Source organism: Streptomyces sp. CO7, assembly GCF_053474865.1.
Genome location: NZ_JBRIOU010000193.1, coordinates 1 through 3761, shown reverse-complemented (window position 1 = coordinate 3761; position 3761 = coordinate 1). Strand labels below are relative to the sequence as shown.

Below are 3761 nucleotides of genomic sequence, written 5' to 3'. Positions count from 1 at the left end.
GCCGCACCCCGAGCCGGGATACGGCTACGGGCACGACTGACGCGACACCCGGCCGTCACACCCCGGGCGCCGGGCTCAGTCGGAGGCGGCGTCGCGACCAGGGTCACGGGTCCTGCCGTCGGTCCGTGGCCTGGCGACGCCGTCGACCGCCACGCAGATGCCGAAGACCCGGTCGCGGCCGGTCCAGCCGTTGACGCGGCCGCGGTTGTTGCTGATCTGCACCCGCTGTCCGGCAGGGTCCACGGAGGACACCAGGTGGAGGTACACCGTCCCGGCGACGCGGGCGAGGACGATGTCCCCGGCCTCGACCGTCGCCGGGTCGACCGGGGCGACGACCACCTGCTGACGGTTCTGTATCAGCGGCACCATCGAGGTCCCGCTGGGCCGGAACGTCACGGTGGCTCCGCCGGCGACCCTCTGCGCGATGGCGTCCAGTGCACCCATCCGAGGATCGTGGCAGGTTCCGCCACCGTGGCCCAGCGAATTGTTCACCATGGAGGCATGGAGACCGCCGGACGGATCATCGTCGCCCTGGACCACGACAACCGCGAGGACGCACGACGCGTGGTCGACACGCTCGGGGCCGAGTGCCGCTTCTACAAGGTGGGGCTCGAGCTGCTCACCACCGTGGGGCCCGAGGTCGTGCGGGAGCTCGTCGCGCGGGGCAAGGACGTGTTCCTGGACCTCAAGCTGTTCGAGATCCCGCACTCCGTGGTCGGCGCGGTCCGTGCCGCGGGCGCGTTGGGCGTCTCCATGGTGACCGTGCACGGCATGGGAGGGGCGGGCATCATGGCCGCCGCGGTGGACGCGGCACGCGACTTCCCGCGGCTGCGGGTGCTGGCGCTGACCGTCGTCACCAGCATGACCGACGCCGACCTCGCCGACGTCGGCGTGGCGGGCCCGACCGGGAGCCAGGTGCTCCGGCTGGCCCGCCTGGCCGAGCGGTCCGGATGCCACGGGGTGATCGCGTCGGCGGGTGAAGTGGCGTCCCTGCGCGCGTTGTTGCCCGACGACGCCCTGGTCGTCACGCCGGGGGTGACGGCGCCCGGCCACGCCCCCGGCGACCACGCCCGTTCGGGCACGCCGGGCGCCGCCTTCGCCGCGGGCGCCTCCCACGTCGTCGTGGGGCGGGCGGTCACCCGCGCCGCGGACCCGGTGGCGGCCCTGCGCCGACTCCGGGCCGGCTGACGGGAAACGCCGCGGGGCGCTCCTACTCCGGTGCCGGCGAACCGGGCCCCCCGGGGGACACCGGTCGTTCGAAGAAGGTCTCCAGGACCACCGTGGCCTGCGTCCCGCTGACCCCGTCGATCGCGTAGATCCGCCGCAGCACGTCCTGCAGCCCCTCGGTCGTGGCGGTCCTGACCTTCAGCAGCACCGACGCGCTGCCCGCGATGACGTGTGCCTCCACGACCTCGGGCAGCGCGGCGAAGGCCTCGGCCGAATCGCCCATCCAGGAGGTCGAGTCGACCATCACGTAGGCCAGGATCCCGCTGCCCACCGCCGCCGGGTCCACCTCGACGGTGGTGCGCCGGATGACGCCGCGCTCCCGCAGCTTCCGCACGCGCTCGTGGGCCGCCCCGGCGGAGAGGCCGACGGCCTCCCCCAGCGCCGCGTAGGACCGGGTGGCGTCCTGCTGGAGCTGCGCCAGCAGCTGCCGATCGATGTGATCCACAACTCTCCATTCGACTACTTCTTGCATCCACCATATCTGATCCTGCAGTCTCCGACCCAAGCCGAAAATGGTTCGGTCGGGCCGGGTGGCCCGGATGGGGAGGACCAGCATGACCAGTGAGCGCCCCGCGCTGTACGAGATGTTCGACGACCGGTTCCGCACCGGCCGGTGCATGAACGGTGACGCGGACCTGGAGGTCCTGTACACCGGTTGCCGCTGGGCCGAGGGCCCGGTCCACCTCCCCGCCTGGCGGCAGGTGATCTGGAGCGACATCCCCAACGACCGCATGCTGCGCTGGGACGAGGCGACCGGCGCGGTCGGCGTCTTCCGCAGCCCCGCCGGGCACACCAACGGCAACACCCTCGACCGCGAGGGGCGGTTGATCTCCTGCGAGCAGGGCAACCGCCGGGTGACGCGGACCGAGCACGACGGCACGCTCACCGTTCTGGCCGACCGCTGGCAGGGCCGGCGTCTGAACAGTCCCAACGACGCGGCGGTCAGGTCCGACGGCTCCGTCTACTTCTCCGACCCCGACTTCGGCATCACGAGCGACTACGAGGGCCACCGCGCGGACAGCGAGATCGGCGCCTGCAACGTCTACCGCGTCGACCCGGGCAGCGGGGAGGTGCGCCTGGTGGCCGACTGCTTCGGCGCGCCGAACGGCCTGGTGTTCTCGGCCGACGAGCGGCAGTTGTTCGTCTCGGACACCCGCGCCGGCTGCATCCGGGTCTTCGACGTACGCGACGACGGTTCGCTGTCGGAGGGGCAGGTCTTCGCCGAGGCGCAGGGCCGGGAGAACGCCCGCTTCGACAACCTGCGCTTCGACGACGAGGGCCGGCTCTGGGCGGCGGCGATGGACGACGGCGTGCACTGCTACGACCCGGACGGCACCCTGATCGGCCGGCTCGTCGTCCCCGAGGCGGTCTCCAACATCGCGTGGGGCGGGCCCAAGCGGAACCGTCTGTTCATCACCGCGGAGACCAGTCTCTACTCGCTGGTCATGGCGGTGACGGGCACCCACCCGACCGGGCCGGGGCACCGGCCCTGGCTCGGGTAGGGGCCGGGCGGCTCAGACGTCTGCGGGGCGGGACGCCGGCCTGCGCAGCAGCCACTGGCCGAAGGTGCGACGCGGGGGCCGCACCACGATCCTGCCGTGGGTCTTCTCGCCGGCCAGCTCCACGCGCAGGACGGTCGGCACGCGCGCAGCGGCCGCATCCTGGCGGCGTACGACCCTGCAGTGGGCCAGCTGCATCGCGTCGGTGTCGACCTCGACCCCCGGCCTGGTGATCAGGGTCAGGGTCTTGCCCATCATCTTCACCTGGACGGACAGCCTGTCGTGGGTGATCACCGCGTCGGTGAAGTCGAGGGTCAGGTCGCAGAACGTCACCTCGAGCTCCATCCGGCGCGGCACCACCCACCGACCCGTCCGCACGATCGCACCGCTGTGCACCTGCCTGATCCGGACGAGGTCCTTCGCCTGCTCCCCCACCACGGCGCCGGCCACCGTCGACACGGGAGGCAGGTCGGCGGTGAGCGGGGCCAGGTCGCCGAGGGTGCGGGCGGAGAGGGCGATCTCCAGCCGCTCGTCCAGTTCCTCCGCCGTCAGCAGCCCGTCCCCCGCCGCGATGCGCAGCACGTCCACCACCCGGTCCCGGTCCGCGTGGGAGGCGCGCAGCTCGGGCGACGAGCCGGCTCCTTGGGGCTTTCCGATGGGGGACATCTCACCCGACATGCTCGCGTCCTGCTCCTGTCAGAAAGGGCCTCCGTCGCGAGACGCACAACGCCGCGACCGGAAGGCCCACGCTATAGCGCGACAGGGCCGGGGGTCACCGGTCCGGTCCCGGTCGGCCACGGCCGGACCGAGCCGGTCCCCTGATCACCGCAGCCACTTCCGCCCATGCCGTCCGTACCGTCCCGGTGGTGGCGCAATGCGCCGGTTGCGCGCTTCTCCTCGCTTGGTCACGTCCTGGGACGGAATCTACCGAGAAGCCCCCGCCCGCTGTACGATCCTCGCGGTGTCCACGGGCCGGGGGGTCCGGAGGCCGTGGGGGCTTCGACCGGGGGGTCATCGTGAGCGGTGGACGACGTG

At 72.5% G+C, this 3761-nt stretch carries 5 protein-coding genes; 2 read left to right on the top strand and 3 right to left on the bottom strand.

The window, feature by feature from the left end; genetic code table 11:
* Positions 1–75: 75 nt before the first annotated feature.
* Positions 76–444, bottom strand: a complete 369-nt coding sequence (locus ACOV8S_RS32480) for a S24 family peptidase (protein WP_448322194.1) — start codon at positions 442–444, stop codon at positions 76–78.
* 57 nt (positions 445–501) lie between these two features.
* Here ACOV8S_RS32480 and pyrF point away from each other — a divergent pair, with 57 nt between their 5' ends.
* Positions 502–1188, top strand: coding sequence for an orotidine-5'-phosphate decarboxylase (pyrF, locus tag ACOV8S_RS32475; protein WP_448322192.1), 687 nt, complete (start codon positions 502–504; stop codon positions 1186–1188).
* Between the two features lie 22 nt (positions 1189–1210).
* Here the strand turns inward: pyrF and ACOV8S_RS32470 are convergent, their stop codons facing one another.
* Complete coding sequence (locus ACOV8S_RS32470; protein WP_448322190.1) at positions 1211–1672, bottom strand: Lrp/AsnC family transcriptional regulator; 462 nt, start codon at positions 1670–1672, stop codon at positions 1211–1213.
* A 109-nt stretch (positions 1673–1781) separates the two neighbouring features.
* Here ACOV8S_RS32470 and ACOV8S_RS32465 point away from each other — a divergent pair, with 109 nt between their 5' ends.
* On the top strand, positions 1782–2729 hold the full coding sequence (locus tag ACOV8S_RS32465; RefSeq protein ID WP_448322188.1) for an SMP-30/gluconolactonase/LRE family protein: 948 nt from the start codon (positions 1782–1784) through the stop codon (positions 2727–2729).
* Positions 2730–2741: 12 nt separating this feature from the next.
* Here the strand turns inward: ACOV8S_RS32465 and ACOV8S_RS32460 are convergent, their stop codons facing one another.
* Positions 2742–3404 (bottom strand): DUF1707 SHOCT-like domain-containing protein, encoded by a 663-nt coding sequence (locus ACOV8S_RS32460; protein ID WP_448322186.1) that lies wholly within the window; start codon positions 3402–3404, stop codon positions 2742–2744.
* Between the last annotated feature and the right edge of the window lie 357 nt (positions 3405–3761).